At 64.3% G+C, this 25,119-nt stretch carries 23 protein-coding genes and 2 riboswitches; of the genes, 8 read left to right on the forward strand and 15 right to left on the reverse strand.

What is annotated here, in order from left to right; translation table 11 throughout:
• Positions 1–7 precede the first annotated feature (7 nt).
• From ASG67_RS18590 to ASG67_RS16920, 5 genes are all read right to left on the reverse strand, one after another.
• Complete coding sequence (locus ASG67_RS18590; protein WP_056015375.1) at positions 8–340, reverse strand: ArsR/SmtB family transcription factor; 333 nt, start codon at positions 338–340, stop codon at positions 8–10.
• Positions 341–715: 375 nt separating this feature from the next.
• Entirely contained in the window at positions 716–1,198 is a 483-nt protein-coding gene (locus ASG67_RS16905) for a c-type cytochrome (protein ID WP_056532564.1), read from the reverse strand.
• Positions 1,199–1,210: 12 nt separating this feature from the next.
• Entirely contained in the window at positions 1,211–2,446 is a 1,236-nt protein-coding gene (locus tag ASG67_RS16910; protein WP_056532709.1) for a molybdopterin-dependent oxidoreductase, read from the reverse strand.
• Positions 2,447–2,535: 89 nt separating this feature from the next.
• The gene (locus ASG67_RS16915; protein WP_056532567.1) at positions 2,536–3,687 is read right to left on the reverse strand and encodes a TDT family transporter; all 1,152 of its coding nucleotides are present in this window, start codon (positions 3,685–3,687) and stop codon (positions 2,536–2,538) included.
• Positions 3,684–4,556 (reverse strand): LysR family transcriptional regulator, encoded by an 873-nt coding sequence (locus tag ASG67_RS16920; RefSeq protein ID WP_056532570.1) that lies wholly within the window; start codon positions 4,554–4,556, stop codon positions 3,684–3,686. Before ASG67_RS16920 ends, ASG67_RS16915 begins: the two co-directional genes overlap by 4 nt.
• 146 nt (positions 4,557–4,702) lie before the next feature.
• Between ASG67_RS16920 and ASG67_RS16925 the strand changes: the two genes are divergently transcribed.
• The gene (locus ASG67_RS16925; RefSeq protein WP_056532573.1) at positions 4,703–5,770 is read left to right on the forward strand and encodes a sulfite oxidase; all 1,068 of its coding nucleotides are present in this window, start codon (positions 4,703–4,705) and stop codon (positions 5,768–5,770) included.
• Positions 5,767–6,279, forward strand: a complete 513-nt coding sequence (locus ASG67_RS16930) for an MgtC/SapB family protein (RefSeq protein WP_052149081.1) — start codon at positions 5,767–5,769, stop codon at positions 6,277–6,279. Before ASG67_RS16925 ends, ASG67_RS16930 begins: the two co-directional genes overlap by 4 nt.
• Positions 6,280–6,330: 51 nt before the next feature.
• On the opposite strand, the gene ASG67_RS16935 is transcribed toward ASG67_RS16930, so the two are convergent.
• From ASG67_RS16935 to ASG67_RS16950, 4 genes are read right to left on the reverse strand one after another with little or no spacing between them, the layout of a single operon-like run.
• Positions 6,331–7,101 (reverse strand): anti-sigma factor family protein, encoded by a 771-nt coding sequence (locus ASG67_RS16935; RefSeq protein WP_056025200.1) that lies wholly within the window; start codon positions 7,099–7,101, stop codon positions 6,331–6,333.
• Positions 7,098–7,607, reverse strand: a complete 510-nt coding sequence (locus tag ASG67_RS16940; RefSeq protein ID WP_055982122.1) for an RNA polymerase sigma factor — start codon at positions 7,605–7,607, stop codon at positions 7,098–7,100. Before ASG67_RS16940 ends, ASG67_RS16935 begins: the two co-directional genes overlap by 4 nt.
• A gap of 1 nt (position 7,608) precedes the next feature.
• Positions 7,609–9,048, reverse strand: a complete 1,440-nt coding sequence (locus ASG67_RS16945; protein WP_056532576.1) for a YncE family protein — start codon at positions 9,046–9,048, stop codon at positions 7,609–7,611.
• Between the two features lies 1 nt (position 9,049).
• Positions 9,050–9,415 (reverse strand): DUF305 domain-containing protein, encoded by a 366-nt coding sequence (locus tag ASG67_RS16950; RefSeq protein WP_235535272.1) that lies wholly within the window; start codon positions 9,413–9,415, stop codon positions 9,050–9,052.
• Between the two features lie 163 nt (positions 9,416–9,578).
• Positions 9,579–9,655: riboswitch (Fluoride riboswitch) on the forward strand.
• A gap of 23 nt (positions 9,656–9,678) precedes the next feature.
• Here ASG67_RS16950 and ASG67_RS16955 point away from each other — a divergent pair.
• Complete coding sequence (locus ASG67_RS16955; RefSeq protein ID WP_056532579.1) at positions 9,679–11,037, forward strand: voltage-gated chloride channel family protein; 1,359 nt, start codon at positions 9,679–9,681, stop codon at positions 11,035–11,037.
• Positions 11,038–11,531: 494 nt separating this feature from the next.
• Here ASG67_RS16955 and ASG67_RS16960 read toward each other — a convergent pair whose 3' ends face one another.
• Both ASG67_RS16960 and ASG67_RS16965 read right to left on the reverse strand, forming a co-directional pair.
• Positions 11,532–11,918, reverse strand: coding sequence for a type II toxin-antitoxin system VapC family toxin (locus ASG67_RS16960; protein ID WP_056532581.1), 387 nt, complete (start codon positions 11,916–11,918; stop codon positions 11,532–11,534).
• Entirely contained in the window at positions 11,915–12,160 is a 246-nt protein-coding gene (locus ASG67_RS16965; RefSeq protein ID WP_056025358.1) for an AbrB/MazE/SpoVT family DNA-binding domain-containing protein, read from the reverse strand. The genes ASG67_RS16960 and ASG67_RS16965 overlap by 4 nt, the downstream gene beginning before the upstream one ends.
• 618 nt (positions 12,161–12,778) lie before the next feature.
• On the opposite strand from ASG67_RS16965, the gene ASG67_RS16970 reads away from it, so the two are divergent.
• From ASG67_RS16970 to ASG67_RS16985, 4 genes are all read left to right on the forward strand, one after another.
• Positions 12,779–13,357 (forward strand): tyrosine-type recombinase/integrase, encoded by a 579-nt coding sequence (locus ASG67_RS16970; RefSeq protein ID WP_056532584.1) that lies wholly within the window; start codon positions 12,779–12,781, stop codon positions 13,355–13,357.
• Between the two features lie 50 nt (positions 13,358–13,407).
• Positions 13,408–13,767: a DUF3768 domain-containing protein gene (locus tag ASG67_RS16975; protein ID WP_056532587.1), complete on the forward strand. Its 360-nt coding sequence runs from the start codon at positions 13,408–13,410 to the stop codon at positions 13,765–13,767.
• A gap of 74 nt (positions 13,768–13,841) precedes the next feature.
• A complete protein-coding gene (locus ASG67_RS16980; protein ID WP_056532590.1) occupies positions 13,842–14,585 on the forward strand; it encodes a hypothetical protein in 744 nt (247 codons plus the stop codon).
• A gap of 218 nt (positions 14,586–14,803) precedes the next feature.
• Complete coding sequence (locus ASG67_RS16985; protein ID WP_056532593.1) at positions 14,804–16,711, forward strand: alpha/beta hydrolase family protein; 1,908 nt, start codon at positions 14,804–14,806, stop codon at positions 16,709–16,711.
• 302 nt (positions 16,712–17,013) lie between these two features.
• Here the strand turns inward: ASG67_RS16985 and pnuC are convergent, their stop codons facing one another.
• The 3 genes from pnuC to ASG67_RS17000 are packed head-to-tail and all read right to left on the reverse strand — an operon-like array spanning position 17,014 to position 21,022.
• On the reverse strand, positions 17,014–17,568 hold the full coding sequence (pnuC, locus tag ASG67_RS16990) for a nicotinamide riboside transporter PnuC (protein ID WP_056532596.1): 555 nt from the start codon (positions 17,566–17,568) through the stop codon (positions 17,014–17,016).
• Complete coding sequence (locus tag ASG67_RS16995) at positions 17,568–18,677, reverse strand: phosphotransferase enzyme family protein (protein WP_056532600.1); 1,110 nt, start codon at positions 18,675–18,677, stop codon at positions 17,568–17,570. The genes pnuC and ASG67_RS16995 overlap by 1 nt, the downstream gene beginning before the upstream one ends.
• 47 nt (positions 18,678–18,724) lie before the next feature.
• The gene (locus ASG67_RS17000) at positions 18,725–21,022 is read right to left on the reverse strand and encodes a TonB-dependent receptor (protein WP_235535273.1); all 2,298 of its coding nucleotides are present in this window, start codon (positions 21,020–21,022) and stop codon (positions 18,725–18,727) included.
• A 40-nt stretch (positions 21,023–21,062) separates the two neighbouring features.
• A riboswitch (TPP riboswitch) is annotated at positions 21,063–21,172 on the reverse strand.
• A gap of 318 nt (positions 21,173–21,490) precedes the next feature.
• On the opposite strand from ASG67_RS17000, the gene ASG67_RS17005 reads away from it, so the two are divergent.
• Entirely contained in the window at positions 21,491–23,368 is a 1,878-nt protein-coding gene (locus ASG67_RS17005; protein ID WP_082543614.1) for an ABC transporter ATP-binding protein, read from the forward strand.
• Between the two features lie 229 nt (positions 23,369–23,597).
• Here ASG67_RS17005 and ASG67_RS17010 read toward each other — a convergent pair whose 3' ends face one another.
• Positions 23,598–25,076 (reverse strand): mannitol dehydrogenase family protein, encoded by a 1,479-nt coding sequence (locus ASG67_RS17010; protein WP_162244376.1) that lies wholly within the window; start codon positions 25,074–25,076, stop codon positions 23,598–23,600.
• Between the last annotated feature and the right edge of the window lie 43 nt (positions 25,077–25,119).

Raw genomic sequence — 25,119 nt, forward strand, 5'->3', positions numbered from 1 at the left:
CGTCCTTTCAGCAGCAGGGGGTGAGTTCGGCCAGCAGTGGCGCGCACAGTTCGGGCGAGCCGGCGCAGCAGTCTTTGACGAGGAACAGGGTCAGTGCTCGCAGTCCGCCCAGATCTGCGCGGTAGACGATGGAGCGGCTATGCCGTTCAGAGCGGACCAAGCCCGCACGCGCGAGGATGCCAAGGTGCGCCGACATCGTGTTTTGCGGCACATCGAGCTGCCGAGCAATATCGCCCGCAGCGACGCCGTCTGGCTCGTGCTGAACCAGTAGGCGGAACACGTCGAGCCGTGTTCCTTGCGCTAGTGCGCTAAGCGCAGCGATCGCGGTGTTGCTTTCCATATATCCAGCATAGACGATATAATAAATTAAGCTAGAGCCGGGTGCGACACTTGGCTCCCCTCCCCTGCTTTCCCGCGACATTGATCGAATTTTTGCTAGTGCTTTTTAGGTATACCCTCTGCGTTCCTACTCTGGCCGGTCCGATTTCCGCCAAAAAGGGACATTAAGAATTTAGCTCGGATCGGCCCTTTGGTCCGCCTGGAGTCCTAACCAAGGAGGACCAAACGGCACCCTACCAAACGGCACCGATGAAGCTTCATTGAGGGTTGAAGCTCTTCCTTCTGTCGGCTCGCAAGGCAGTGTCGGCGCGTTGCAGTTCACTGCTGGCGACCGTCCCACAAACGATGGTATTTCGGGATTATGGAAGGAGATCGGTTAGCCTGTTCCACCTGAGACATCGGGAGCCGCCTTGGGGTCGGGATCCTGTGCCTTGCCTGTCGCGGGTGCCGCCTTCTGGCTCGGCATAGCGATGAGATAGGCGACGATCGCGTTGACGTCCTTCTCGGCCACCGGAGCCTTGTACACTTCACGCATCTTGGTGACGGTCGCCTTCCACTGATCCGCCGATAGCGCAGGCTGGGTCAGCGCCATGCTGGCCGAGTGGCACGAAGTGCAGTTGGCGTTGATGACGTCGGCGTGCGGACCATCGGGGTAGGTAACGTCATCGACCGGCAGGTCGACGCTGGTCGAGGCGAGCGAAAAGCCGCGGGCTGAGACGCTGGTGGGCGGTGCCGGCTCGGATGTCTCGGAGATCGGGGCAGGCGCCTTGCGGCTGCTCGGCGCCCCGATCGAGACGAGGATAATGCCGGTCAGGCCGATCAGGCCAGCGGCCATGATGCCGGAAGACGGGGTCTTCATGCTACTCGCTCCTCAGGCCGCGATGATGGTGGTGGTTTCGATGTTGCCGCGCATGAACCCGCCGGGGTTCCAGATCGGCTTCATCGGCTGAGCGACACCGTTGGCGTTCCAGCAGCGCACCATGATGGGGTTGGGACCGCGCCTAAGCGGCACGCGACCATCCCACCGACGGAAGCTGTACCTGCCCTCGTCCACACCGAGCGTCGTCTTGTACCAAGTGCGCCCACCATCCGACGAGACATCGACCTTGGCGACGCCGCAATCGCCGCCCATCGCGATGCCGCCGACCGGGATCGACGCCTCATAGGCGATCGCCTGGCCATCGGGCAGGCTGGTCATCCAGCTGCGCGGGATCATGCGATTGATCGGCACGGTCGGGAAGTCCTTGGCACCGGGCGCGACATTCGCGCCGGGTGTCGCCGGTATCTTGTAGGCCTTGGCCATCCAATACTGGTCGTCAAGGCCGGGCAGTACCTCGATCGCGTTCAGCATCTTGACCCAGTAGGTCGAATACCAGCCCGGGACGATCAGCCGGCAGGGAAAGCCGTTGAGGAGCGGCAGCTGCTCGCCGTTCATGCCGAAGGCGATCATCACTTCGCCGTCGCGGGCATGGTCGATGTCGAGCGCCTTCTCGAAGTCAGGGGCGTCCGCCACAACCGGCTGATCGAGCGCGCCAAAGCGCACCTGTACCGCGCCTGCCTTGACCCCCGCGAGGTCCAGCACGTCGCGCAGGCGCACGCCGAGCCATTTGGCATTGCCCATCGCGCCGTTGCCCCATTGCGCGCCGGCGACCCGGGGCTGGAACAGCCCACGGCTGTTGCCCGAACACTGGTTGACCGCCGCCATCTCGACCCGCGGCAGGCGCAGCAGTTGGGCGAGGCTAATCGACAGCGGTCGGTTGACGTGGCCGAAGACGTTGAGGCGGAAGCTCTCGACGTCGATCGAGGTTGGAATGTCGGCCCAGTGCCAGCGAACGAAGAACTGGTCGTTGGGCGTGAACACCGACTTGTCGAACACGTCCATCGGCGTCTCCAACAGCGGAGGATGGATGCGTTGGAGGATCATGCTGCCCTTGCCAGGAAAGGCGCTGGTCATCGGCCGCTCGGCATTGCCGCCAGGCAGCTTCAGGTCGACGAGCTGCTGCGCCAGCGCAGGTGCTGCGGCAAGGCCGGCGGTGCCGAGCGCCGTACGCCTGAGAAAGCGGCGACGGCTGGTTTCACTCGCCAGCGCGGCGTCAAAATTGTCCATGACAAGGCTCTCCTGTGGCCAGCCACGCTGGCGGTTCGAAGCGGCGTTCTGCAAGTGATCGGACCGATTGATCCGATCATCAGGGTGGATCAGTTCGGGGTAGCGATGCAGGGCGAGACGAACAGGTTGCCGCGCCATGCTCCGGCGAGTGTCTTGGCACCGACCAGGAGCCACATCGCCGCGAGCGCGACCGTCAGCACTGTGCCGACAATACCGAAGAAGCCTAGGTTCAGCGTCGTACCGAGGCGGAAGGTGGCGACGGTGTAGACGCCGAGCGGGAAGGTATAGCCCCACCAGCCAAGGTTGAATGGGACGCCGGCGCGCCAGTAGCGGATGGTGATGAGCGTCGCGAGCGCCAGCCACCACAGGCCGAAACCCCACAGGCAGAGCCCGGCGACGACGCCGATCCCTTGCGCGACGGCACCGACACCGGCCAGCCCGTGCGCAGCGAGGATCGCCGGCGCATCCGCCCCGAGCACCAGCATACCCAGCGCCCCAGTGCCGATCGGCCCCAGCGCCAGCCAGGAGGATGCTGCCATGCTCTCGTGCGGAAGCTTGTGGAGCGCCATGCGCAGGATCAGGATGGCGAGGATGCCGAACGCGACCGGCACCGAATAGGCCCACAGCACATAGGAAGTCGCGAGCGTCACGATTTGCGCGTGGGGATCGGCCAAATGCGGTGCGAGTAGCCCGCCGCTGGCACCCGCCACTTCGGCTGCGACGACCGGCAGCAGCCACACCGCGGTCATGCCGTCCAGGCTGTGCTCGTGGCGGGTAAACATCAGGTAGGGGATCAACACGCCGCAGGCGAGCGACATGGCGACGTCGATCCACCACAGGACGTGTGCGACCGGCACGATGCCGTTACCGAACCGCGCGATCCCGAAGGCGAGGCATCCGTTGATGATCGTCGCCAAGCCCATCGGGATGGTCCCGATGAACATCGACACGGTGTTGTGGCCGAAGATGCGCCGTGCCTCATGCCCGAACATCGCCCAGCGCGCGCCATAGAGACCGGCGAACAGGATGAAGAGCGCGATGTTGAAGAACCACAACACCTCGCCAATCGGTTTGAGCGCGGGGCCGATGCCGGGCACCTGCGGCAGCGCGAGAGCGAGGATGCCGGTGCCCATGGTCGCGGCGAACCAGTTGGGTGTGAACTGGCGGATCATCTCGCGCGGGTGATCGAGCCTGCTTAGCGGCTTGAGGCCGGTCAGGGCCGAAGGTGCGTCGGCAGTCATGCGACTTGCTCCTTGATGAGGTCCGTCAGCGCGTCGGCCGCGCGGGTGCGATAGCGTTCCTTGTGGCGCAGCGCGTGGAAGGCGCGATCGGGTAACTCAAGCGCCAGCTCGACCAGATCGCCGGCCTCGAGCACGCGTGCGACGACCAATCGCGACAACACAGCGACGCCGGCACCGGCCTCGACCGCGGTACGCACCGCCTCGTTGGACGGCAGCGTCATCGCTACCGTCAGCTGGGCCGGATCAAACCCGCGCGTTCGCAGCACGTCCTCGAAGGTCGAGCGCGTGCCCGAACCCTGCTCGCGGACGATCCAGCGTGCAGCGCGAAGCCAGTCCTCGTCGACACGCTCGGCGTCCCTGCGTCCGACCAGCACCATCGGATCGCGTCCGACTTCCCAATGCGCCAGCGCTGGTTCGTCCACTTCGCCTTCAACGAAACCGAGTTCCGCCGCTCCGCTAAGGACCTGCGCTGCCGCGCCTTCGGTGTTGTCGATCGCCAGCTCGACCGCGATCTGCGGGTGGCGCTCGTGGAAGGCGGCAAGCCTTGCGGGCAACCAGTAGCTTGCGATCGTCTGGCTGGCGACGATCCGCAACGAACCACGGGCAAGCCCGGCATAGTCCGCCAGCATCGTCTCGGCATGCGCTGCCCGCCCCAGCACCGCGCGCGCTTCCTCCAGAAAGCCGCGGCCCGCTTCGGTCAGCTGGATGCCACGCCCGACGCGGTGAAACAGAGGAACCCCGTAGCGCGCTTCGAGGGCCGCGACCGCGCCGGAGGCAGCGGACTGCGTGACGTTCAGCACCTCTGCTGCCTTGGTGACGTGTTCGCGCTCGGCGACACCGACGAAGATTCTGAGCTGCTCCAGGGTCATGCAGCTTGTATCGCGCAAACTGATCGATACGACCAACCGTTCGATCTGTTTGTTCCAATCTGGATATCGGAACGATCGGTAATCCTTCGTCTGCGATAGTCTTGAAGGCTTGAAGCGATCCGCGCGCTTGCGGCGTTGGTTCGTCCATGACTGATATGATCGAGCGCAAATCCGATCCCTACAACGCCGAGCCGACGCCCGGCGCGCTGATCGAGCGGTTCCTGACGCCGCAGGCGCTGTTCTACGTGCGCAGCCATGGTGCAGTGCCCGATCTGCCTGCCGATCACCGGATCGAAGTGAGCGGGACGGGCATGGCGAGCCGCTCCTTCTCGGTGGAGGAACTGAAAAGCGCGTTGGCCACGCGGACGGTGACGGCAGTTCTCCAGTGCGCCGGCAACCGGCGCACGGATCTTCAGCAGGTCGCCAGGACGTCCGGCGACCCCTGGGACGTGGGCGCGATCGGCAATGCGGAATGGACCGGCGTACGACTGTCCGACGTACTGGATGCCGTCGGTGCGCCGAATGCGTCCGACCTGTTCGTGGCGTTCACCGGCGCGGACGAGGTGGACGTCGAAGGCGAGGAAGCATTGTTCGGGGTCTCGATCGCCATGGACAAGGCGCGGCAACCCGACGTCCTTATTGCCTGGGCGATGAACGGCGAGCCGCTGACGCCCGAACACGGCGCACCGCTCCGCATGGTGGTGCCGGGCTATGCCGGGGTGCGGAGCGCCAAATGGCTGACACGGATCGAGGTGCGCGAGACGCCATCCGACGCACCGATCCAGGCGCACGACTACAAGCTCTTTCCTGCCGATGTGACGAGCGACACCGTCGACTGGAGCCAGGGTCTGACCATCAATGCCATGCCGCTCAACGCCGCGATCTGCGTGCCCGGCTCTGGCGAAAGCCTGCCGGCCGGGGAGGTGCGGATCGAGGGCTATGCCATCGCCTATGATCGCCGCGTCTCTCGGGTCGAAGTGTCGGTAAACGGTGGTCGCGACTGGCAACAGGCGACGTTCACCGATGATCCGGAGGCGCACTGGGGTTGGCGGCGCTGGACCCTCGACGCCACGCTCGCCAAGGGGCGCCAGCACCTTGTCGTGCGCGCCTTCGACGAGACTGGACAGGGTCAGCCCGAGGGGCCGGATACGGTGTGGAACTTCGCCGGCTATCTGTGCACCGCCTGGCATCATGTGCACGTGCTGGTCGAATGATCGAAGCATCAGCGGCATCGGACCTCGGCTTCTGGATCGATGCGATCGGGCGGCTGGTGGTGGCGACCGCGGCTGGGATGGTGCTCGGCTGGGAACGCTCGCGCGAGAACCGGCAGATCATGGGATTGCGAACGCTGGGTCTGGTCGGTCTGGCGAGCTGCATCGCCGTGCAGGCGATCGTGCACAGTGGCTTGCCGAACGTAAACGCCGATGCCGCAGGACGGGCGATGCAGGGCATTCTGTCCGGCGTCGGCTTCATCGGTGCCGGCGCGGTGCTGCGGGTCGGCCAGGGTCAGGAAGTGCATGGATTGGCGACCGCCGCGTGCATCTGGGTCACGGCCACGATCGGCGCGGCAGCAGGGTTGGCGGTGTGGCCGCTCATCATCGGCGGGTTGAGCCTTGCGATGCTCGTACTGTTCGCGGGCGCTCCGCTCGAACGTCGCATTCGCGAGCGGGCCAGGCTGACTCCGGCAGAGGCCGACCGGAAGGATGCCGAGCGCAAGCCGTGATCCCGCTGGTCCGCCCAGTGCCTGTCGGCGCTAAGAAGCGGCCAGGCGCTATCAGGAGACAAGCCCCGCATCGGCCTGGCGCCGGACCTCATCGGCGATCGGATGCAGCTCGGCAGCGGGTCGCTCGCCCACTACACTATAGCCGATCCCGTCGACAGCCCATGTGACCCGGCCCATGGTCCCGCTGGACGTGCTGGTCATGCTTGCGCTCTTGTCGATTTGCATAGGCCTCGTCAGCACCGCGAGCTTGGACGCTTGCGGTCCATCGTAGAGGAGAAGAGCCGCAGGGCCGTGGGGCGTCGCGACCAATCGCCCCCCGCCATAGCGGTAACCGGCTGTGCTGAGGTCCGGGATGGTCACGCGCTCACCCAATCGGGCGGAGGTCCACCGGATCAGCATGGCGCGCTGGTCGGGGCCGATTTCCGCCGGTCGTATCCGGTCGGCGGCATAGACACGGAAATTGTCACTCGCCTCGTTGGCCAGCGCCGCGATGCCCGCGCGGGGTTCGCCGCTCCAACGCGCACTCGACCAGCCCCCGCCAAACCCGACCGCCAGCAGAAGCGACGCGGCGATGGCGAGTTGCCAACGCGGTTGGCGTTGCCGTCCCCTGATGGCTGCGACGCGCATCGTCGCCGGGATAGGTTCATCCGCGATTGGAGCGAAAAGCGATGCAAGGGCTCGCGCCTGCTCCGCCTGCTCCCGCAAACGGGCATGCACGTCCGGCTGGCCTTCAAGGTAAGCGTCGACCAGACGCTGCCGCTCGGGCGACAGCCTGCCATCGATCCACGCGGCCAGATCGTCCTCTCCGATCGGGCTGGTCATCGAATACTCCTTAATCGTGGCCGTTCACCCTCCCGGAGGAGCGTCGCCAGACGGTCGCGCCCCCGCGATATGCGCGACATCACCGTTCCCAGCGGCACACCGACGACGGCAGCGACTTCCCCATATGACAGACCTTCGACGGAAATGAGGAGCAGCACCGTCCGCTGCTCCTCGGGCAACGCATCAAGTGCGCGCAACAGGTCTCGGTGGTGCAGGCCTGCGTCCTGATCGGCCGGGCGACCGAGCGCAACGTCGTCCACGAGGTGGAGCGGAACCGCCGTACCTCGCCGGACATGCTGCCGCTTATGATCGACCAACAGATTATGCAGGATTGCATAGACCCAGGGGCGAACCTCCGTCCCGCGTCGTTGCCGCCAGCGCCCGACCGCGCGCTCAAGGCAATCCTGCACCAGGTCATCCGCCATCGCCTGATCGCGCAACCACGACCGGGCATAACGGCGCAGACCGGGGACCAGGGGCTCGATCGCGGCGGCAAGCGGGTCCATCTCAGTCGCGCTGCACCTGCACGATGCGGCCCGGTGCGCCATTCACTACCTCGGCGACCGCCAGAAAGCGCCGGGGGGCCGCTGCACTGCCCTGAACGATCTGCCGGATCGGACCCGATGCGTTGACGATCGCCGCACCTGCCGGATTGCTCATGAAGTTCGCAAGCGGCTCTACCGCACCGCTGCCGTCCGCGTTGGCGGTGAGCACGAGCATGTAAGGCTTCTTGGGCTGCAAACCGGTAACGGCACTCTGCACGACCTGAATGATGCCCTGGTCGAAGAGGGTAATGCTGCTTGCCGCACCATTGCCGCCAACCGGCCCCATGTTCAGATGCACCGCCTTGCCTGCCGTACCGAGCGGTTGGAGATTGTCGGTGCCGGGGCCTGTCGGAACAGCGTTCGGCACATAGGCGATCGCCTGCGGTGCCTGTCCGACCGGCACGGTGGCAACGACCTTGTTGCCGGCGGTGTCGATCGCGGCAAGTTCATCGGCATTCTCCAGCCCGACATAGATGCGCCGGCCGTCGCCCGATGGCCAGACGCCGTGCGGCATCTTGCCGACCGGGATGGTGGCGACAAGCGCGAAGTCGGACGTGCGGAACACCTTCACCGCGTTTTCCCCGCCCACCGTGACATAGGCGAACTGTCCCTTGACCGTGCGGGCAAAGTTGACGTGATTGGTGATCGGTCCGGTATCCAGCACCTTGAGGATCGCGAAAGGCGGCTTGGCATCGAATGCGACCGTCTTGCCGATGTCCTTCAGCGTGAACCACACCTGCTTGCCGTCCGGCGTCGCGGCGATGTTGGGACAGAACGGACTCGGCTGCGCCACCTGTCCGACCTGCGCGTGGGTCGAGACATCGAACACGGCCAGCACCGGATTGAACGAGGAACAGACATAGCCGTATCGGCCATCGGGAGAGAAGATCGTCATGCCCGGACCACCGGGCGTCTTGATGCGACCGGTCTCCTTGTACGTCTTGGGGTCGAGCACGGCGATGTAATCCTCGCCGCGTACCGTAACCCACACCTCCTTGCCGTCCGGCGTGAAGAACGCCTCATGCGGACTGCGCCCGACATAGGTCGTGTGCTTGACGGTGTTGGTGGCGGTGTCGATCCACGACACGGCGTTGGATCCGATCGACACGACCGCCAGTGTTTTCCCGTCCGGCGAGAAGCCGAGGCCGTGAACCAGCACCTGCCCCTTGTAGAGCGGGGAAAAATTCATCGGCTGCGGATCGCCGAGCTTGATGACGCCGAGCAACCTGTTGTCGGCCGGGTCCGTTACCGACACCGTGTTGGAGAATTGTTCGGATGCATAGACGCGGTCGCGGTGGCTGACAGGCACGTCCTTGGCGTTCCACGGCGCCTGCTGAGCCATGGCAATGCCCGGTGCGGCGCTCATCAGCAAGGCGGCCGAGAGCAGGAAGGTCCGGATCATGTCAGTGCTCCATATGGCTGTGGTGGTCGCCGCCCTGCGTCGGGGCTGGCGTCGAAGGGGGTAGCGGCTGACCGATCGCCAACTTCATGGCGGCGATCTCCTGCTGCTGATCGATGATGATCTCCTGCGCAATGCGCTTGAGCTGCTCGTTATGGCCGTAGCGCAGCTCTGCCACCGCCATATCAATGGCGCCCTGGTGATGCGGAAGCATCATCGCGACGAAGTCGCGGTCGACGTCGCCGGACGGCTTGACCATCATGCCCGCCATCATCCGGTCCATCGCGGCAGATACCATGCTGGCGTAGTCATCGGCGGGGGCGGCCGCGACTGCGCCGGTGAGCATGGCCGAAGCAGTCAGACCCAGCATCCAATTTCGTCTACGCATAAGCCTCCGGCGCATCAGTCTCGAAAGCGTAGACGACGCCCGTCGGGGTTTATTCCATGGGTGAGCCAATTATTGATCCTCAGCAAACAATGGTCTCATCGTGACCCTGCCGTTGGTTGACCAGGTCGCCGTCGGACAGCATATGGTCGGGCACGGCGATGGATTTCCGCCGGGCCATTCGGCCGAACCGCCCTCGCAAGGGCCGATGATTCCTACCAGGCGCCGCAAGGCAGCAAGGAGGAATCGTGCGCGCGACATTTCGCAATCTCTACGACCAGTTCAACATGGCAGCGTTCATTCGCGATCGCCGCACCCATGCCATGTCGGTGCTGCGGTGGGCTTTGATCCTGGTCCCGATGGCCGCAACGGTGGGAACGCTCTGCGCGGCCTTCTTGTGGAGCCTCGATGCCGTCACCCGGCTTCGCTTTGCCTTTCCCTGGCTGCTTTACCTGCTGCCGATCGGCGGGTTCATGGTCGGACTGCTCTACCATCTGACAGGGCGCTCGGTCGAAGGCGGTAACAACCTCATCGTCGAGCAAATCCATGAACCGGGGGGCGGCGTGCCGCTGCGCATGGCCCCGCTCATCTTCTTCGGCACGGTCGTGACACATCTGTTTGGTGGATCGGCGGGACGCGAAGGCACCGCCGTGCAACTGGGCGGCAGTCTTTCCGGCGGGTTCGGGCGCGCCCTCAAGCTGGATACGCAAGCAACGCGCATCCTGCTGATGACCGGGATCGCGGCAGGGTTCGGCGCAGTGTTCGGGACGCCGATTGCGGGAGCGGTCTTCGCGCTGGAGGTGCTGGCGATTGGCCGGGTCGAGTATCGCGCGCTGGTGCCGTGCCTAGTCGCGGCACTGGTCGGCGACTGGACCTGTCTTGCCTGGGGCATTCACCACGGTATCTACCATGTCGATGCGACAGTGCCGGTCGACGCTCTAATCGTCATCAAGGCTGGCGTCGCGGGCGTCGTATTCGGGTTGGTCGGACTAGCTTTTGCGGAGGCCAATCATGCGCTTGGCGGATGGCTGAAGCGCATGGTGCCTTATAGCCCACTACGACCCGTCATCGGTGGCGTGACCGTGATCGCACTGGTCTGGCTGTTCGGAACGCGCGACTATCTCGGCCTTGGCACGCTCGCCCCGTCATCGGACGGCCTGACCATCGCCAGCTTCTTTGGTCCCGACACCCATCCATGGAGCTGGGCGCTGAAGCTGCTTTTCACCGTCGTCACCCTAAGTGCCGGCTTCAAAGGCGGGGAGGTGACTCCGCTGTTCTTCATCGGCGCGGCGCTCGGCAATGCGCTCGCGCCCATATTTGGAGTGCCGACGGGGGTGTTCGCGGCGATCGGCTTCGTCGCGCTGTTCGCGGGTGCAGCCAACACGCCGCTTGCCTGCACCTTCATGGGGATCGAATTGTTCGGGGCGGCCTATGCTGTGCCGATCGCGGTCGCATGCTTCGTCGCCTACCTTTGCTCGGGTCATAACGGCATTTATCTGTCGCAGCGCGTCGCAGTCCCCAAGGTCCCTGCTGCGCACCTCACACCCGGTGCGACCCTGCGTGATGCCCGCACGCACCGTGCTTCCCGCCGACGCTCGCGCGTCTGATCCTGCTTCCTATCGAAAGGCCCATTATGCCTGATCGTTTCACCGTCCAGCACCGCGAGGTTGGAATGCTGCGCATCTATTGAAGCCGTCTGACAAGGTCGGCCCACGTCGCTTCTGGGGTGCGAAACCTTTCTATCGCGACTGATCCGCACCGCGAAGGCGGACGGCATCATCAACGCCGTCGCGCAGAACATGCATTACGGCTTCAGCAATCGCGGCCCGGCGGCATTCAACCGTTCCGATCCTGAAAGCTGACTGGCAGGAAAGTCCCAAATGTCGGTCACCACGGTCCGCGCCGGAAGCAAAGTGAACAAATGGCCGCTTCCGGGAAAGCGCTCGGTCTAGCTGAACGGCGGGAACTGGGTCGGAAGCCGCCCGGCAGCTTTCGCCGAAACGCCGCCCAACAGCGGACAGGCGATTTTTGCACCAGAATGCAGACCTTCCGCTTCCAGAGGATCGACAGGTGGTTGCCCCCTCCCCTTCCCCGCCAAGTTCTAGCGGATCGTCACGACTTTGACCTCGACTGCATCCGCGATCTTCTTCCAGTTCTGGTCGCTGGTCCAAGCAGGCAACCCATCCCGTCGGGCAAGCGCCAGGCAAAAGCGATCACCAAGGCTGAGGCCCGCCTCGGCAGTCACGGCGCGCAGCCGCCCGGCAATTTGCGCCAAAGCCTTGTCGGCCGGCACTACCGTCAGTGGCAGCGGATCAAGCATGGCATCAACTTCTCGCTCGGGCATTCCGGTATGGATGAAGTGGGTCACCACCTCGGCGTAGTTCACGCTGCTCACTCGCGCACCGGCGATACCGGCTGCAACCTTGGCGGACCCCTTTTCACCCTTGATCATCGCAATGAGAGCCGAGGCGTCGAGAACCACGCTCATTCGCCGCTGTCCTCACGACGCCGTTGTAGGAATGCGTCCACCGAGGCGTCGGGATTACCGCCGGTGTATTGCGCGGCCAGCGCCTGCGCCCTTGCCACCGCCTGGCTGGCGGTTCGCAGAACAACGCCATCTTCGGTTTCGTCGAGATATACCGCACCGCCACCCGTCAGGCCCAACCGTTTGCGAACGTCAGCAGGCAGGCTCATGCGCCCGTTTGGCGTTATGTTGATCTGTAGCGTCATAACAGCCTCTTTACCTCTAATGAGCATTGTCATTATCTTTTGGGCATATACCGGTCTAGCAGCAATCGGCCTTGCGTATACCAGCAAGGCTCGGTTGTGCCACACTGTTCGGATTCTGGTCCGCCGACGTGAAGCTGCCCAACGTGTATAATCTCCGGTCCTGTTAACGTATACCTCTCGGGGACTGGCCGCATTTGGTGCTTTATAGGCGCTTCGATCACTTAAAAAGGACCGGGATAATAAGCACCACGTATTGAAGACTAAATTATGTTCATACGTGCAGGATTTCTATTCGACGTTCCATAGGGCGCTGTGGGGCCAGACCGTCTCACCGATTAGTACCAACCCAACAATTGCAATGCTATAAATTGATGGCAAATGGGGATGCGTACTAAGTTTAAGACAGAAAACGTCGGCCTTTCTGCGCCCTGCGCTACGTACCGACTGATAGGCCAGCGCTCGGAGAAACAGATTCTCCGTGTTTGAATTCTTCCTACATCTTTGAGATTGTGCTACTTTGACGGACGCTACAGCCGGGTTATTTGCAAAACAGGCACTAGTGTGTTATTATAGTATTACGCAGTGGGTATCACTGCGATTCCCCTTCAGGAGATTACTATGCCACACCCCGCCCGGGTGCTGGAGCATGGTGACGTGCGCCGGATCCTCCGTCACGTCGCCACGCGTCGGCATGCCCATCGTGATCGCGTCCTGGTCCTGTTGAGCTTCAAGGCAGGCTTACGCGCCTGCGAAATGGCCGGCCTCACCTGGCCCATGGTGCTAAAACCGGATGGACGGATCAGCGATCATATCTTCGTCGCCGCGACCATCGCCAAGAACAAGTTTGCCCGTCGCATTCCCTTGCACCCCCAACTGGTTGAAGCGCTGAGTAACCTGCACGATCGAGCCGGCCGCCCTCGGGTCGGACCGGTCGTACGCTCGGAACGGGGCACCCACCTGACCCCGCGCAGCCTCGTCAACTGGTTCGCCGCCACCTATGCCAGTCTCGCGCTTGACGGCTGCTCGTCCCATTCCGGCCGTCGTACCTTCATCACCCGATCAGCGCGACTGTTGACGCGTACCGGCGGTTCGCTGCGCGACGTGCAGGAACTGGCCGGACACAAGCGCCTCACCACGACCGAATGCTATATTGAAGGCGACCGCGACGCACAGCGTCGGCTTATCCGCCTCGTCTGAGGGTCACACCCTCCACCTACCCTTTTCATCGATAGAAACGGAGAATTCGCATGACAGCGAAGCCGACGACGCACGCCCCCGCCACCCCGGTCATCAACCCGGTGGCGCAACTCAACGACGCGTTCCGTACCAATCAAACCGACGGCCGGATGATCGCCACCGCCGGGGTTATCGGCCTGGGGCCCGATGCGCTGCCCGCTATCCTCCTCGCGGTGCAGACCTTCGATGCCTTCACCCCCGACGATGACCCTTACGGCGAACATGACTTCGGGGTGCTGATCTGGGCAAACCAGCCGCTATTCTGGAAGATAGACTATTATGACCGAGCGATGCAGTTCGCCTCGCCTGACCCGGCAGATGCGGCACTGACGTTGCGGGTGCTGACCATCATGCTGGCTAGCGAATACTGAGCCCGGTGCCCGTGCCCCCTGCGCCACCATCCCTCGAGGTCGGCACCATTTCGTTTGCCCGCTGCGGCCCGGTTATGATGCTGGCACCACGCGAACGCGTCCGACTTATCCTGGCGGCCTCGGACGCCTACGACCCCGACCTGCTCGTCACCGCCGGCTATGCCGTGCACAGCCGCAAGCATCTGCACCGCCTAGCGCAGGAGATCGAACAGGAACCGCGGGGCGGTACGATCATCACCGAGGTCCACCATGACGGCCAAACGCCCCGTAATCCTGGCCATTCGCATGCCATGTGGGCGATCGATGGTGACGGCGAGCTTCATCGCTTTGGGCGCCAGACCTTTGGCTCCAGTCGCGAGGTTCGTCATCATGGTGGTAAAGCGCTGGCCCGCTTTCGCGCCCGGCTCGCCGACCGCACGATCGAGGTTGGCGAGCACGCGGTGTTCGCGCTCATCTGCGGCGAGATCAACATCGTCCATGGCCGCAACAGCGCTGCGTTTGTCAACATGGATGCCGAGGACGCCATTCTCACCGCCGATATCGTCATCAATCCGACCCACGACCGGATGAGCAACGCCGGCACGTTGCAGGCGAAACGGCGCTTGCTGTCTCAGGCGAAGCCGGACGGTACGCCACGTGCTTACATATCATGTTCGAACTGGGAGGCCTGTGGACTTAACGGGCGAGTGCAATACCCCTCGCCGACGTTGCATACCGTTTACGTCGCCGGCCTGCCCCTGCCCTACGAAGAGTTTGCCGATGGCGCATTCGGCTTCGTCTATCGGCGCTGGCGCCTGCCGCTGGGGCCGAGCTCATGAGAGGGCACCGTCGCAGATCTGCCACTTATGATGAAACTACCCAAAAGCCATAAGTGGCGGCCGGTCGCTGGCATCACCATCGGGTCAGCTGTCGCCGCGCTTACATGCGTCCGCCGGGATCGCGCGGCGGTAAGCGGATCTCCCCTTGCCTCAGGTCCGGGACGGGTGTTTCCTCTAACTTATCGACTAACTGGGGGGTAATCATCATGCGGACGGGGATGGCGGCGTTTCTTCTGGCAACGTCGGTGCTCGGCGGAAGCCTGATTGTATCTACCCGGAGCGAAGCAGCCGACCCAACACCGCGGCGCTATACCGCTGAGCAGTTCCTCCAGACACGCAACTACGCGATTGCCGGCGTTGGCGATGACGCCTTCACCGCCGACGGCAAGTCGCTGCTCGTCTCATCGGACGAGAGCGGAACCTTCAACGCCTATCTGCTACCGCTCTCCGGCGGCAAGCCGGTACCGCTGACCCGGTCGACCACCAATGCGACTTACGCGGTGACGACCTTCCCCGAGGACGCGCGCGTGCTTGTCTCGAGCGACACTGGTGGCAACGAGCTAACCCACCTGTTCGTCCGCGCCCCTGACGGCACGCTGACCGACCTCACCCCTGGCGCCAAGACCAAGGCGGACTTCGCGGGTTGGAACCACGACAGGACGACCTTCTTCGTCTCGTCAAACGCGCGCGAGGCGTCGGCGGACGACGTCTACGCTTACGACGTGGCGACGCTGACGCCGCGCATGGTGTTCAGGAACGACGGCAGCTTCCAGGTGGGGCCGGTCGCCCCAGACGGCCGAACGCTAGCGGTCACCAAGACGCTGTCGAGCGCCAACGCGGACGTTTACGTCGCCGATCTGACCGCAATGAGCGCCGCGCCCAGGCTCGTCACGCCGCATCAGGGCAACGTCCAATTCGCCGCGAGCGACTTTACGCCGGACTCCGGAAAGCTGATATACCTTGGCGATCAGGACGGCGAGTGGATGCGCGCCTATACATTCGACCTGGCGTCGGGGGCGCGGGCGGAGCTGGTGCGCGGCGACTGGGATGTCCAGTTTGCCTTCTTCTCGCCCTCCGGTCGCTACCGCGTATCAGCGCTTAACGCCGACGCTACGACACGGCTCACCATCACCGACACGCAAACCGGCATGCCGATCGTGCTCACCGGCGTTCCGGCGGGGGACCTCGGCGCAGTCCGCTTTGGCCCCGACGAGAGGCAGATTGCCTTCACCGTCACTTCCGACACCTCGCCGCGTGACGTCTTTGTGGCGGATTTGGCAACCGGACGCGCGCGCCGACTGACGACCGCGCTGAATCCCGCAATCCGCGAGGCCGACCTGGTGGATGCCACCGTGGTGCGCGTGCCGGCGGAGGGAGGCGTCCAGGTCCCGGGCATCCTGTACCGCCCCAAGGGCGCATCGGCCGGGGCGAAGGTGCCGGCGATCGTGTATGTCCATGGCGGGCCGGGCGGGCAGAGCCGGCGCGGCTACAGCGCGTCGATCCAGCACCTCGTCAATCACGGCTATGCGGTGCTCGCCGCTAACAATCGCGGGTCTAGCGGCTACGGTAAGTCCGTCTTCCACATGGACGACAAGCACCATGGTGAGGCGGACCTGCGCGACATCGTCGCCTCGGGCGAATGGCTCCGCAAGCAGGACTGGATTGCGCCTGACAAGGTTGCGGTTATGGGAGGTTCGTACGGCGGTTACATGACGGCGGCAGCGCTCACCTTTCACCCCGACGCGTTCACCGCCGGGATCGACATCTTCGGCGTGACCAACTGGCAGCGCACGCTAAAGTCGATCCCTGCCTGGTGGGGCGCCAACCGGATCGCGCTCTACGACGAGATGGGAGACCCCGCGACCGACGAAGCGCGCCACCGCGCCATCTCGCCGCTGTTCCATGCCGAACGGATCACCAAGCCGCTGTTGGTCATCCAAGGCGCGAATGACCCGCGCGTCCTCAAGGTCGAAAGCGACGAACTAGTCGCGGCGGTGAAGAAGAACGACGTACCGGTCGAGTATGTGGTGTTCCCCGACGAAGGCCACGGCTTTCAGGGCCGCACCAACCGCGTGACCGCTCAGAACGCCTACCTCGCGTTCCTGGACAACTACGTACGTCGGTAAGGCTTATTAGAAGCCGTGCGGTCGGCGATACCCTCCATCGTCGCTGGCACCGCCGACAAGCGGCATTGGGGAGGCTCGTTCATGTTACCCAGCGCGAATGTCGAAACGCTTTCGAATAGATTCATCATGCAACTCGGTAAAAGACCCACAACCGGTAATTCGGAGCTCCCCGCCCGGCTTCCAACTTCTGCCATTTGTTCATCTCCGCATTACTACCGCTTTTGGCATCCAGCAGGTCTGCGGTCGATGTCGTAACCTTGACCACCGCGGAGGAGCGATTTTTAACGGCAGCCGTAAGACAGCTAACCTCGCATCTCCCGCCACTCTCGGTAGCCCATCACGGCGAGGCCAATCATCACCGCGTAGAGCCCGGCGGTCAGGATCAGTCCCTTTAGAGCGAACATGCCAACATACACGACGTCTACCGCGATCCAGAGGAGCCAGCTTTCGCGGTGACGGCGGGCCGTCCAATATTGGGCGACAAGGCTGAAGCTGCTGAGCATCGCGTCCATCCATGGCAGCGCTGCGTCGGTATGGCGACTGGTGAACCACCCGATCGCAAGTCCACCGAGCAGGCCGACAGCCAAGCTCGCTATCGCCCACAGCCGCCGCAGCGGCATCACGACGACCTCGCCGGTGTCGTGCCTGTCGCGGCGCCAGACGATCCAGCCGTAGACGATGCCAATACCGAACACCGCCTGCAGCGCCATGTCCGCATAAAGCCGCACGTCGAGGAACAGTTTGAAATACAGCGCGCAAGCGACGAGGTTCAGCGGCCAGCACAGCATGTTGCGTCGCGCCGTCAGCCAGATTGCCAGAAAGCTGATCACGACCGCAGCGATCTCCAGCGACGACATCAGACGCTCCGACCAACGCGAAGGCGAGCGAGAAAATTCTGTCCCGGGGCCGAGAAGAACCAGTCCGCATGGCCGAGAAGATATCCATCCCAGGCCAGCGATGCCGCGTCAGAATCGCCAACGATCCCGGCGAAATAGGCGATCTCGGACAAAGCGAATTCGACGTGGACCAGCGGCAGGAGCTGGATGACCGTATTGATCTCGGTGCGGTCGAGCGGGCGAATCGTTGAATATCCGGCGATCAGCGATAGCGCAGCCATGGGGTCGGCAATGGCATCATCCCGCCCCTCCCCGAGTTCCAGCCATGCGAAAGTGGTCCGCTCGATCGCGATCGCCAGATCATGCGCCGCGCAGGTCCGATCAGCCAATCCGAAGTCGAATATGGTTTCGACAGTGCCATCAGCCGACCAGAGAATATTGGAGGGATGCAAGTCATTATGCGTCCACAGCGGCTGCTGATGCGCGATGCGATGGGCGCGGCCATCGCCCGATGCCGCGAAGAGCGACGACAGCTGGCGCCGCCACGGCCGCCCCGTCAGAAACGCGGCCAAGGCCGGACGTGCCTCGACATAGGCTTCGGCAAGAGCCAGCGGCTCCGCAGCGGACAGAATGCCGAAGCTGGCGACGAGCGGCTGCGCGACCCGGGCCGGCGCATCGAAGCCACTTGACGCCTGATGCAATCGCGCAAGCGCGACACCAGCGGCATGGGCATGCGCCTGGGAGAGGAAGGGCGTCCATGACGGTCGGTCGCGATATACATCGTCCCCTGCCCCCTGCCGATGGAGTTCATAGGTCCATTCGCCCACCCCGACCGCACTGGCACCGTCCGTCGTGCGCAACACTTCAGGTACCGATGTCCCCGCAGCCGCGAGATGGGCGATGAAACCATGTTCCTCCGCCAATCCCGCGACCGTGCGCACCCGGCGATCATGGCGTTTCAGAAGAAGCACGCCGTCCGTCGTTTGGATCAGCGTGGCCGCGGAGAAGGGACGCGGAGAATGCCAGTGTAGCGCTTCGATCCGGGCGGCGCCCGGAAAGCGGGCCAGCACGGTCGTGGCTTCGTCGGCGGTGATCGCAGGCCAGGTCGGCGCCTCCATGGCGAAGCCCATGCCGTGAACGCGGTGGCTAGTGGCCGAGCCCTCAGCGTCGCCCACAGCTAGAAACCACGCGAGACGGTCGCGGCGACGGCCGCGCCGCTGCCGATGTAATAGGCGGGCGCATAGCCGCTGATGACCGTACCGCGGGGTCCGATGACATCGCCGGCGTTGGTACTGACCGCCTGGACGCCCCCCAGGACATGAGGATCGGTCACGTTGATCGCGTTGACACGGAAATCGGTCCGCTTGCCGCCGAACCAGTCTGCCATATGCACGCCGACCGCGACGTCCAGCGTCGCATAGCCCTTGATGCTCTCGTCATTTATGAACGTCGCATATTGGCGCCCGACATATTTGCCCGCGATGCTGCCGAACAGACGACCGTCGTCATAGGTACCGCCGCCAGCGATCTGGACCGTCGGACTCGACACCGCGCGCTTGCCCCGTGTCGGCAGATAGTCGCCGCCAACCGGCAGATCGTCGTCGATCCGCGCGCGCAGATATTCGCCCGAAACATAAACGCTGACGCCCCTTGCCGGGCGATAATCGATCTCCGCATCGACGCCGTAGGACGTCTGTCCGCCGGCATTCAGCGTCGAATTGACCTGCGCGCCGCCAACGTCGATCACCGTCGCCAACTGGCGATTGCGGAATTTGTAGTGGAAGCCGGTGACCGATGCCGACAGGTTGGGGCCGATGTAGCGATAGCCCAGTTCCTGCGACACCGAATATTCGTTCTTCAGCGCGTTGGTGCCGCGCGTCGATACGACGCCGCCATCGTAACTGTCGTAGAGCGTGAACTCGTTGGGGGTCCGAAAATTGGTCGTGATGTTGGCGAACAACTGCTGGCGGTCGTCGATCGCGTAGTGGACCGCGGCTCGCGGCAAGGCGGTAAAACTGTCGCGACGGACGCGGGTCTGCGGCCCGGGCAGGTAGTTGCGGCCATTGCGCAGCAGACCGACGCCCTTGAAACCGGCATCGACCGTCAGGCGCGGACCGAGCGTGATGCTGTCGGCGAGGAAAAACGCCTTCGTTACGGTCACGGTGCGCTGGTTCTCATAGGCGAGCAGGCGGCCATCGGCGGTGCGGATCGCCTTGCTGCGGTATCCCCACCGGTCGGCCGGATTACCGTCGGCATCGACCGCGGTATAGGATTGCGCGACGCGGTCCGTCCCGTAATCGAACCACAGGCCGGCGGTGATCCGGTGGACACCCGCCCGCAGCGTCAGCTTGCTAACGTTGCCCGTGCGCATCTGGTCGCCGGTGTAATTACCCAACACGGTCGCGACACCATCGACCGTGCCCGGCAATGCGATCGGCTGCGTTAGTTCCTCGTTGCCGAGGAAGTTGCCCGTGGTGGCGAGTTGGGTGCCGTACGGCGAATTGCCATAACCGAACTGGAGATAGGTCGTGCTGTCGAGCGTCAGCCGATCGTTCAGCGCCACATGCACCGGTGCCGAGGCGTAAAGGTTGCGGAAGGGTGCCCGATAGAGCCGCCAGTAATTCGTATTTCCGGGGCTGTAGCGCGCGTCGTGGTTGAACCCGCGACCCTGGGCCTGCCAGTCGGCGAGCGTCGGGCTGGGGTAGCTGGCCGAATTGGCGTCGTTGTACGACAATGCCAGGCTGGCGCGGTCGCCGTTACCCCATTCGCGCAACAGCTTGGCGTCGACATGCTGGCGCGTGTCATAGCCGGCGCCGCGCCAATTGTCGGCGCGGGTGTTCGAATAGGACACGAACGCCTTGAGGCCGGTCGTGCCGATCGTCCCCGTATCGACGCGGGCGAACACGCGGCGCAGCGAGTAGGATCCCAGCGAGAGATCGACGAGCGCCTGCCGCGTCGCCTTAGGGTCGTCGAGCGTGAGCGACAGCAGACCGCCCGCCCCGCCGACCGTCGGCGAATCGATGTCCACCGATCCTTGCGCGAGCGCGATCTGCCTTATGTTCCCGGGGTCGGCGAACTGCGACGGGTAGGCATAATAGTAACCGATATCGTTCTGCGGCGCGCCCTCCAGCAGCACGCCGATCTCGTCCTGCCCCAATCCGCGGAGCGTCAGGCTCGAACTCGTCGACAGACCGTATGGGTCGCTGGACGCGACGTTCGCACCGGGCAACAGATTGACGAGCTGAAACGCGTTGAGTGTCGGGGCCTGCTTGACGATGAAATCGGCGGAAATCGCGCTCACCGCCTTCGGCTCGGTCTGATCGGGCAGCAGCCCTTCGGGATCGCGGCGGCCGATCACGCGGATGTCCGTCCGGTCTTCGGTCGCCTGTTGCGCCGATGCGGCAACGGGCAGCGTCAGGAATGCAGCGGACAGCGCCAAGGTGCTGCACCGGATCATCAGGACACACAAAATCATAACCGGCATCGTCTCGAGTCCACTCCACACGGAGGGACGACAAAGGAGCCGCAACCCTCCCTACGCCGGTATCACCCGGATCAGGTTCAGCGGGTCATGGGCTGCTGCCCACCTCTCAACCGCGCTTCAGCGGCCCCCCGGGGATGGCGTCGTCTAGGCGGTTATGCCGTGTGAGCAAACGGATATCGTGGGTATCGACATTGACCCATCGTCGTCTGTTCAAACCGCTCATCCTGTCACCCGGATTCAGCTGGTCGTTCATCGCGATCCGACGGCTGCTTTCGGTGTGCGGGATGAGCCGGCCCGAGCATCTTGCGATGACGGTTTTGCGGTGATCCGCCCCAGCCTGAGCGAAACCGCTACACGCCCCCGTCGGCGCCGGGTAAAGGCGGTGACGTGCGGATGATCTCCCCCTTGCTGGCCTCGACCTATCGGCGGCTGGACCTGTCGGCAGCGGCCGGACGCTAGATGGCGGTCGCCGCCAGACCCGGTCGCGGCAGCATGCCGCCCCGGCCCACGACATGGCGCGAGCGGCTGGGCGCGCTGCGGAATCTGCCGCCGTTCCTGGCCATGGTGTGGCGTACGAGCCGACTGCTGACCTCGACGACGCTCGCGGTGCGGCTGGTACGGGCACTGCTGCCGATCGCAACGCTGTTCGTGGGCAAGTTGATCATCGACGAGGTTGTTCTCCTCAATCAGCTTGTCGATCGCCCGGCAGGCATCGGCAGGTGGTGGGGCTCCGGGCTCCTCGGCCGCCTCGAGGCGCTGCTGGTTGCCGAGTTCGCGTTGGCGGTCGTCGGTGATCTCCTCGGTCGGGTGGTGTCGCTGGTTGACGGCCTGTTGTCGGACCGGGTCAGCAACGACGCCAGCGTCCGCCTGATGGAGCACGCCGCCACCCTCGATCTCGCCGATTTCGAGGACGCGGCGTTCCAGGATCGGATGGACCGGGCGCGGATGCAGGCGAGTGGGCGCATGTCGCTGATGGGGCAGTTGTTCGGGCAGGCGCAGGACATCGTCACGGTGGCCAGCTTCGCCGCCGGCCTGGTCGTCTATGCGCCCTGGTTGATGGTGCTGCTCGCCGTCGCCCTCGTGCCGTCTTTCCTGGGCGAGGCGCATTTCAACGCGCTGAGCTACGCCCTCAGTTATGTCCGCACGCCCCAGCGGCGCGAACTGGATTATGTCCGCCAGGTCGCCGCCAGCGCGGACACAGCCAAGGAGGTCAAGATTTTCGGCCTCAGCCCGTTTCTGATCGATCGCTATCGCACGATCTCACGCGACACCTACGCCGCGAGCCGCCGACTGGCGCTCCGCCGCGCGGTATGGGGCTCCGGCTTCGCCGCCCTCGGCACCATCGCCTACTACGCGGCCTATGCCTACATTGCGTGGCGGGCGGTCAGCGGCTCGCTGTCTATCGGTGACCTCACCTTCCTCGCCGCCTCGTTCCTGCGGCTGCGCGGTCTGCTGGAAGGGTTGCTGACCGGCTTCTCATCGACCGCGGGGCAGGCGCTCTACATTGACGACCTATTCTCCTTCCTGCGAACGATACCGGGAATCAGCTCGCCGCCAAACGCCCTGTCCTTTCCGAACCCCGTCCGGCAGGGCTTCGTGTTCGAGGATGTGGGCTTCCGCTATCCAGGCGCGGAGCGTTGGGCCGTGCGCCATCTGTCGTTCACGCTGGCCCCCGGCGAGGTGCTGGCGCTGGTGGGCGAGAACGGTGCCGGCAAGACGACGCTCGTAAAGCTGCTTGCCCGGCTTTACGACCCCGTCGAAGGTCGCGTGCTGCTCGACGGACGGGATCTGCGCGATTACGATCTCGAGGCCCTACGCTCCGCAATCGGGGTGATCTTCCAAGATTTCGTCCGCTACAACCTGCCGGCTGCTGACAATATTGCCGTCGGTCGGATAGAGGCGCGCGACGATCGCGCACGGATCAAGGCTGCCGCTACCGCATCACTGGCGGACGGCGTCGTCGCCAAGCTGCCGGATGGCTACGACCAGATGATCGGCAAGCGCTTCCGCAATGGTGTCGATCTGTCGGGGGGCGAGTGGCAGAAAATGGCGATCGCCCGCGCCTACATGCGCGACGCTAACGTCTTGATCCTCGACGAACCTACCGCAGCCCTCGATGCCCGTGCCGAATATGAGGTGTTTCAGCGGTTCCGCGAGCTGAGCGCGGGTCGCTCCGCCGTGCTGATCTCGCACCGGTTCTCCAGCGTACGGATGGCCGATCGCATTCTAATGCTCAGCGACGGGCGCGTGGAGTCATCGGGAACGCATGCCGATTTGCTCGCAGCAAGTGGACGGTATGCCGAGCTATTTGAACTACAGGCTGCGGGGTATCGTTAGAGCGGATGACCCACAAGGCGACATTCAACGGCGCTTTCGCGGTCACCAACTTCGGACATCTGTTCATGTCGGCAAAACGCGCCGTAAGCCGCCCGACCGATCGGGGCCGAGACGACCTACCATCGGTCGCGTTCCGCGCCCGCTGCCCAAAACAATTTCAGCCGTAAGTTCAGCAGCGCCGTCGCGGCACAAGAAGCCGCTTCGCGCGACACCGCCAGCGATCAGGCACCTACCGAAGGTCGAGACGCGGCGTGTCGTCACCATCGAGTAAGCCGACGATCCCCTCGAGTGTGCGCGATGCGCCTGAAGCGTAGAGCGATTTCAGATGCACGCCGACCGTCGTGACGAAAGCGGCATGCTCGACCAGATCGCCAAACATCGGACGGATCGACAGCAACGCTCTGGGGTCCGAGCCGCCTGCTATCGCCCGCTCGCGCAGCAGGGGCGCAAGCGGATGGTGAATCTCGGTCGGCTGGCCACCTTCATCGCTACCCCGCACACGCCGCAGCCAGGCGGCAAGAGCCAGCGCGAGCAAATCTATGCTCTGGTCTCGGGCCAGTCGGTCGCGGATCGGATCGAGCAGATAGTTGAGCGGCGCATCGGTATTGACCCGCTCGAGCGTATCGCGGATCGCCGGATTGGCAAACCGCTTGATCAGCGTCGCTTGATATTCAGCCAAGTCAATGCCCGGAACCGGCGGCACCGTCGGCGCCGTCTCCAGCGCCATGAGCAAGGCCATGTAGCAGCGCAGCGCTGGATCCCGCATCGCCTCGTCGACCAGCGTATAGCCGATCAGGCGCCCCAGGCCAGCGATTGCAAGATGGCTGGCGTTGAGCAATCGCAACTTCATTTTTTCGTAGGGCGCGACGTCGGCCACGCATTGCGCACCGACCGCTTCCCAAGCGGGGCGGCAATCGGCGAAATCGTCTTCGATCACCCATTGCGTGAAGCGTTCGCAAAAGACCGGTCGAGCATCGGCGACGCCGTATCGCGCCTCCAGATCCGCCGCATCCGCGTCGCGGGTGACGGGTGTGATCCGATCGACCATGGTCGCGGGAAAGCGCGCCGCCGCGGCGATCCAGGCGGCAAGCTCGGGATCGCGCTGCCGCGCCAAGGTGAGCACGGCGTCGCGCAGCACCGTTCCGTTATGCTGAATATTATCGCAGCTGAGCGCGGTGAAGGCGCGGCCGCCGATCGCGCGACGCCGCCGATACGCCTCGACCAGCACCCCGACCGCGCTCGCCGGCGCCTCGGGACCTGCCAGATCGCGGACGATCAGCGGATGCGCGAGGTCGAGCGTCTTGGTCGCGCGGTCGAGGCAATAGCCGTGCTCGGTCACGGTGAGACTGACGATCCTGATCTCGGGCCGATCGATGGCGGCGAGCAGCGCCACACTTGATGTGCTCGCATCGATCAAACCGGTCAGCGATCCCACGACCGTGGCGTGCTCCTCGCCGTCGTCGCGTTCGACGAGCGTGTAGAGCCCGTCCTGCTCGGCCAACGCAGCGATGGTCGGCGCGTCCTGCGGCAACAGCGTCGCCCCGACGATCCCCCAGCGCCGGGCCTCGGCCGAAACCGCCATCAGCCGATCAGTATAGCGTGCCATATGCGCACGGTGAAAATTGCCGAGGCCGAGATGGACGATCCCGGCCGTGACCGTGGCCGGATCGTACCCCGGGACGCCCAGCCCCGCGGGCAAGGTACGCAAAGTCGCTCGCGACAGCCGCTTCATCGTAACGGCGATCTCGGTG

It is taken from the genome of Sphingomonas sp. Leaf339 (assembly GCF_001426195.1).
Lineage (GTDB): Bacteria > Pseudomonadota > Alphaproteobacteria > Sphingomonadales > Sphingomonadaceae > Sphingomonas.